The organism is Aerococcus sp. L_32 (assembly GCF_050689315.1).
In genome coordinates this window covers 1-6,243 of sequence record NZ_JBOEQF010000127.1, presented here as the reverse complement: position 1 = coordinate 6,243, position 6,243 = coordinate 1, and the positions used below count along the sequence as shown (strand labels likewise).

Here is a 6,243-nt window from a genome sequence, read left to right as displayed (position 1 = left end):
GAATTGACCTTCTGAGTGCACATAGCATAGTATACCTTTGAGATAATCATATAAAATAATCGTTTCGATGCCCTTAGCGCCTAGAAATTTCATACCTTCCTTTATGGTCAAGGGTCGATTAGTAGAATCATTTAGTAAAACAACAAATTCTTCCTCCGTTGTAACTAGTGTATCGATCTTTATTTGTGAACTAAGAATTGTTGAATTTTTTAGGTTAGTAGTAGTTTTAACAACTAAAGGGATGGATAAGTGGTTATATAACCACTTAAAACAATCTTTTGAAAGGTTGGTGTCAACCAAGCAATAGTCAGAATGATTTATGATTTCACATCTAGCGTTGAGAAAATTACTAGTGATATATTGATATATTTCCATATCATCTACACCTAACAATCGTCTGCCTTCATAATCCTCTATGTACATGTAAGAACTAGTACTCATATCCTCTATTTTTTGCGAATAAGACATATCAATGTCGTGTTCTTTTGAATCCACAATGATTTGATTACCATCTGCATCATTTCCATAAACGGTGATGAAATAGTTATCTGCATGTAATTTGGTTAAATTAGCTGACATATTATGACCAGCTCCACCTATGGCTGTATGAATTTTGCCAGGATTAGAATTTTTGTCGGTTATTTTCTGATGTGACCGTCCTATGTAATCTACGTTTACCCCTCCTATGATAGAAACATAACCAGGTTTGGAAATGAAATATCCTCTACCCTCTATATGGCCCTCGCTAATTAATTTACGAATGATGGAAGCTACCCCAGAACGAGATAAGCCAATTTCTTTGGCAATCTCTTCCTGGCTGATAAAAGGATTAATAGCAATTAGTGATAAAACTCCTTCTTCGTTACGTGTCATGTTAACCTCCTTAGATTTAACTGAGACTGAATTTCAACAATAGTTTACTAAAAATAATATTTTGAATAATTTGTGAGCTTTTTCTCTTATATTATAAACAATTGTTGCTAGAAAATGAAACCGTTAACAAAAATAGGGTTTGTCATAGTATATTTAGTTCACAGCAGAACAGGAGGAGTAAAAATGGAGCTTGAAAAATACGTAGTAGTAATTGGTGGATTAAATATGGATATCGCAGGGATTTCCGGACCTGTCTATCATGAACGTGACTCGAATATTGGTAAAGTGTTTCTTAGCCCGGGTGGCGTTGGACGGAATATCGCACATAATTTGGTGAACCTTGAAGTTCCTACTTATTTAATTACAGCATATGGTGATGATGACTTTGGCTTATTACTTGAAAAAAGTTGTAATGAATTAAATATTAAATTAGATTATGCAGAAAAATTAGATCATGCAAATAGTTCTACATATCTTTATGTTACAGATGATGAAGGTGATATGGTAACAGGTGTGAATGACATGGGAATCGTTGATTGTATCACACCGGCATTCTTACAAGATAAATTAGATATGATTAATGAAGCAGAAGTTGTTGTATTTGATGCTAACTTATCTAAAGAAACACTAGAGTGGCTTGGAGATAATGTTACTGCACCAATTTTTGTTGATCCAGTTTCAGTTTCTAAGGCGGATAGAGTTCAAAAAATTTTAGATAAGATTGATACGATTAAACCAAATGAACATGAAATCGAATTATATACAGGAGTTAAAGTAGTTGATTTAGAAAAAGCTAAAGAAGCTGCGTGCAAATTAATTGATTTAGGGCCTGAGCATGTCTATTTATCACTAGGGTCTAAAGGTATGGTTGTTGCAGATAAGACTCAAAAGCCAACTTTTGTACCAGTAATTCCGACAGAAGTTGTTAGTGCTAATGGTGCGGGGGATTGCTCTATGGCTACATTGGTATGGGCCAGATTCCATTATGGCAATATTCTATCTGTAGAAGAAGTCTCACAATTAGCCCAAGCAGCATCTAGCATCACGCTACAAACTGAAGGTTCAGTTTCAGATGAATTATCTATTCGTTCAGTTGTCCGTCACGCACAATCATACGAGACTATTTCGTACTAATATAAAAGGAGATTATACAATGTTAAAACAATTATATTCAATTATTACTTATGAAGAAGCAGTTCAAACAATCGATGCAGGTGCAGACCATATTGGTTTGGTACCTATGCAAGATGGTGGCGTACCTGCTCATCGTGTAGAACATAATTTAGTAGATAAGATTTTTGATAAATGTAGAGAACGGGACGTAAAAACGGTTGCGATTATGTTGAATCAGGACGGGCAAGAAATTATCGATGTTTGTCAACGAGTAAAACCTGATATTGTACATTTTGCAGGCATGGATTTTACGTGTGATAAAGATTTTGCAGAAAAAATACGTGAAGCTTGCCCTGGTATTGAAATTATGCAGGCCGTTTTAGTAGATGGACCTGGCGCTTTAGAACGAGCGGTTGAATATAGTAAGTTTGCTGATTGGATTCTTACGGATACTGGATTAGCGCCGGACACTGGAATTGGTGCATCTGGCGAAACTCATGACTGGGATATTGATAAGGCGATTGTTGAAGCTATTGATATTCCGGTAATTATGGCAGGAGGTTTAGGACCAGATAATGTTGAGGAAGCAATTCGTTATGTTCGACCTGCAGGTGTAGATTCGCTGTCTAAAACATCAATCAAGTATGATGGTGGACATATGGAAAAAGATATTGAGAAAGTTCGTTTATTCTGCGAAAGAGCGGATAAAGTAGCGGCTGAATTAGGATTATAAAGAGGAGCGGTTTTATATGAATTATAAAATGATTCAAAGTGTAAATATTCTAACTACAGACAACTTTGTAGAAGATGCAGTTGGTGTGCTCCAAAAAGGGGGGTATTCAAAACCTTTAATTGTTACCGATGAATTTATGGCGGGAACTGATTTAATGAAAGCATTTCTGAACAAAATAACCGATGCGGGATTGCAATACTATATTTTTGATTCAGTAAAACCGGACCCTGTTATATCCACAGTTGATAATGGATACGAAGTTTACGCTGAAGAAAGTTGCGATGCAGTTCTTGCTATTGGTGGCGGTAGTGTATTAGATGTTGCCCGTGGTATTAATATCTTAGCACATAATGGTGGAAAGATTATTTCTTACATAGAAGGAAAAGTAGTACAGCATTCCCCAGGGCTACTCTCAGTACCAACCACTTCTGGAACAGGTAGTGAATTGTCTAACGCGGTGGTCTTAACAGATCCGGAAACTGATTCAAAACATACAATTTTAGCTGATAGTGCCAAGAGTGAAGTGGCGATATTAGCTCCAGAGTGGGTACTTACACTACCCTTAGGACAAACGATAGCAACGGGACTAGATGCATTTTCACATGCAGCTGAAGCTTATACATCTAAACTAGCAACACCAGTTAATGATGCGATTTGTGAAAAAGTAATGTTTATTATTGTCAACTACCTACCTAAAGTTATTGGAAATCCAACTGATAAGTTAGCAAGATCGAAGATGCAAGTTGCTGCAGCTTTAGGTGGATGGGCTATTAATAATGGGGGAACTCATATCGGGCATTCAATTGCACATATTACCGGTGCAGAATTCCATGTACCTCATGGTATGATGTGTGCTTATGCATTACCAGCGGCGTTAAAATATGTGTCTGATGCCCAAACTCGGAAAGTGAAAGAGATTGGACAAATTTTGGGGTTAACATTTAATGGTGATGAAGATGCCGATCAAATTGGGGATTTAGTGTCGAAAGCTTATATTCATTTCAGAGATGTAACTTTAGGGATGCAACCAATTTCTAAATTCAATATTGATAAGGAAGTATTTATTAATCTTTCGTCAGAAGTTGTTAAAGAACGTTTTGCACCAAATACACCATTACCCTTAGATGAAGAAGTTGTAAGAAGATTAATGACAGAGATTATTGAGGGTGAATAATTATGGGAATTATCAGAAACATCATTGGAGTTATATTGATTTTGGCAATTGCTTATTTTGCATCTTGGGATAGAAAAGAAATCAAAAATCGCTTAGTAAATATTGGTGTAATGTTTGTTTTGATGTTTATTGTAGCGTTCGTATCTTTACGTACAACATTTGGTATTTCCTTATTGCAAGGAATTTCAAATGCCTTTGCATGGTTAAATGTACAAGCCCAAGGAGGCATTAATTTCGTTTTTGGTGGCATTATGTTTGAAGAAGGCGCTACCGTATTCTTCTTTAACGTATTATTACCAATTGTATTCTTCTCAGCTTTAATTGGTATTTTAGACTATTTGAAAATCTTACCTTTTATTATGAAATGGGTAGGTTGGGCAATTAATAAAATTACTGGTGTTGGCGAGTTGGAAAGTCAGTATTCTATTATGACTACAATGATTGGACAACCAACTGCATATATGACCATTAAAGACCAAATCCTAGCGATGAGTGGGAAGAGATTGTTTACATTTCTAATGACCTCTACATCAACAGTTGCAGCATCTACTCTGGCTGCGTATATGGAGATGATTCCTGGTGAATATGTTGTAGTTGCAGTATTCCTAAATATCTTCGCAACATTCATTATTTCTAGTTTTATTAATCCATACGATACGGCTACAGAGGATAAATTTATGGAAGAAAAAATGAATGCCAATAAACCTGCTGATGTTGAGAGTATATCAGAAGTGGAAGAAGAAAATGAAGTGAAGCCTAATTTTATTTCTGTAATTAGTGATTATATTTCTAATGGTTGGGGGTTAGCAGTCGCTGTAGCAGCTACACTGGTAGGATTTGTTGCGATTATCACATTTTTGAATAACGGACTAGATGCTTTAGTAGGTGTTACATTTACGGAAGTCGTTGGGTACATTTTCTCACCAGTTGCATTTGCTATTGGTGTACCAAGTGTGGATATTGTGGAAGTTGGTTCTATTATGGCACAAAAATTATTTACCAATGAGTTTGTGGCATTAGCTGAGGTAGGTAACCTGACTGGTATTATCTCAGAAAAATCTTTAGCGATGATTTCAGTATATTGTATGAGCTTTGCTAACTTAGGTACATTAGGTATTGTTACTGGCGGTATTAAGGCTATCAGCGAAGAAAAAGCTGGAATCGTTGGTGGTTACCTGGGCAAATTACTGCTTGGCGCGACATTGTCATCATTGCTTGTAGCGGCGATAGTGGGTATGTTCTTTTAACTTTGATAACATAATATAGAAAACAGGCAGGTAGATTAATGAAATCTACCTGCCTGTTTATTTTTGTTATAAAGAATGTTATATATCTGTGGTGAAAAAGTGGTTTTCGTTTGGATTAGAAAATCATTGTGTCTGCGCCGTATGGTTGACCTTGAGCTTCTTGCGCTAAGACATTTAAGAAGTTCCAAGGACGGCTGAATTCTGGTTGGAAGAAGAAATCAGCTTGCGCTAATTGGTCTACAGTCCATTCAGCTTCAATCGCAACAGATACAGCATTAATAGCTTGAAGAATGTCATAAGTTGACATTAATTGAGCACCTAATATACGACCGTTATCTGCATCGTAATGAAGCTTCATTAAAACTTTTTCTTCGTCATGCATAAATGAAGGACGGATTAAGTCTTCTTTGTAAACAGATTTCACATTTCCTTGGTAAGAGTTTGCGTTAGCATCCTTGATACCAGTAGTAGCGAATTTGTAGTCAAATACAGCAAGACCTGATGTACCGTTTACACGCCCAATTTTAGCCTCTGCGTCACCACTTGCGTGACGAGCCATGATGACACCTTGGCGACGAGCGTTAGTTGCTAAAGCAATGTAAGCTTTGTCGTTTGTAGGTGCAAAAGGAATAGCAGTTGCATCACCTGCAGCGTAAACATCTTTAACTGAAGTTTCCATGTGTTCGTTGACTTCAACAAAGCCGCGACCATCAAGAGTTAAAGTGTCTTTCAACCATTGTGTGTTTGGACGAACTCCAACACTGATAATAACTGTATCTGCTTCGTAAGTGCCTTTGTTAGTGACAACAGCAGTTACTTCGTTGTTTTCGTTGACTTTAAATTCTTTCACACCTTCGCCAGTTTTAATCTTCATACCTTTTTCTTCCATATGTTTTGTTAGAAGACTAGTGAATTCACTGTCAAGGTAAGTTGGTAAGATTGAATCAACAAAGTCGACAACTGTTACGTCGATGCCAGCTTGTGCGTAAGCAATTGCTGCTTCGATACCGATGTAACCAGCACCAACAACTACAGCTTTTTTAGCTGAAGACATACGATTTTTCACTTTATCTGCCCAGTTTCTACCACGTAAGTAGAAGATA

6 protein-coding genes are annotated in these 6,243 nt (G+C 36.7%); 4 read left to right on the top strand and 2 right to left on the bottom strand.

What is annotated here, in order from left to right; all coding sequences use genetic code 11:
* Nucleotides 1–873, bottom strand: an 873-nt coding sequence (locus tag ACRCJ0_RS08595; protein WP_431390190.1) for a PfkB family carbohydrate kinase, incomplete at its 3' end; no start/stop codon positions are given.
* A 114-nt stretch (nt 874–987) separates the two neighbouring features.
* On the opposite strand from ACRCJ0_RS08595, the gene ACRCJ0_RS08590 reads away from it, so the two are divergent.
* Genes ACRCJ0_RS08590 through ACRCJ0_RS08575 form a run of 4 tightly spaced genes read left to right on the top strand, consistent with a single transcriptional unit; the run spans nt 988 to nt 5,140 of the window.
* Complete coding sequence (locus ACRCJ0_RS08590; protein WP_431390189.1) at nt 988–2,007, top strand: carbohydrate kinase family protein; 1,020 nt, start codon at nt 988–990, stop codon at nt 2,005–2,007.
* A 19-nt stretch (nt 2,008–2,026) separates the two neighbouring features.
* Entirely contained in the window at nt 2,027–2,719 is a 693-nt protein-coding gene (locus ACRCJ0_RS08585; protein WP_419973302.1) for a phosphoribosylanthranilate isomerase, read from the top strand.
* 16 nt (nt 2,720–2,735) lie between these two features.
* The gene (locus ACRCJ0_RS08580) at nt 2,736–3,893 is read left to right on the top strand and encodes an iron-containing alcohol dehydrogenase (RefSeq protein ID WP_431390188.1); all 1,158 of its coding nucleotides are present in this window, start codon (nt 2,736–2,738) and stop codon (nt 3,891–3,893) included.
* A 2-nt stretch (nt 3,894–3,895) separates the two neighbouring features.
* On the top strand, nt 3,896–5,140 hold the full coding sequence (locus tag ACRCJ0_RS08575) for a NupC/NupG family nucleoside CNT transporter (RefSeq protein WP_431390187.1): 1,245 nt from the start codon (nt 3,896–3,898) through the stop codon (nt 5,138–5,140).
* A gap of 115 nt (nt 5,141–5,255) precedes the next feature.
* Here ACRCJ0_RS08575 and ACRCJ0_RS08570 read toward each other — a convergent pair.
* Nucleotides 5,256–6,243, bottom strand: a 988-nt coding sequence (locus tag ACRCJ0_RS08570; protein WP_431390186.1) for an FAD-dependent oxidoreductase, incomplete at its 5' end; no start/stop codon positions are given.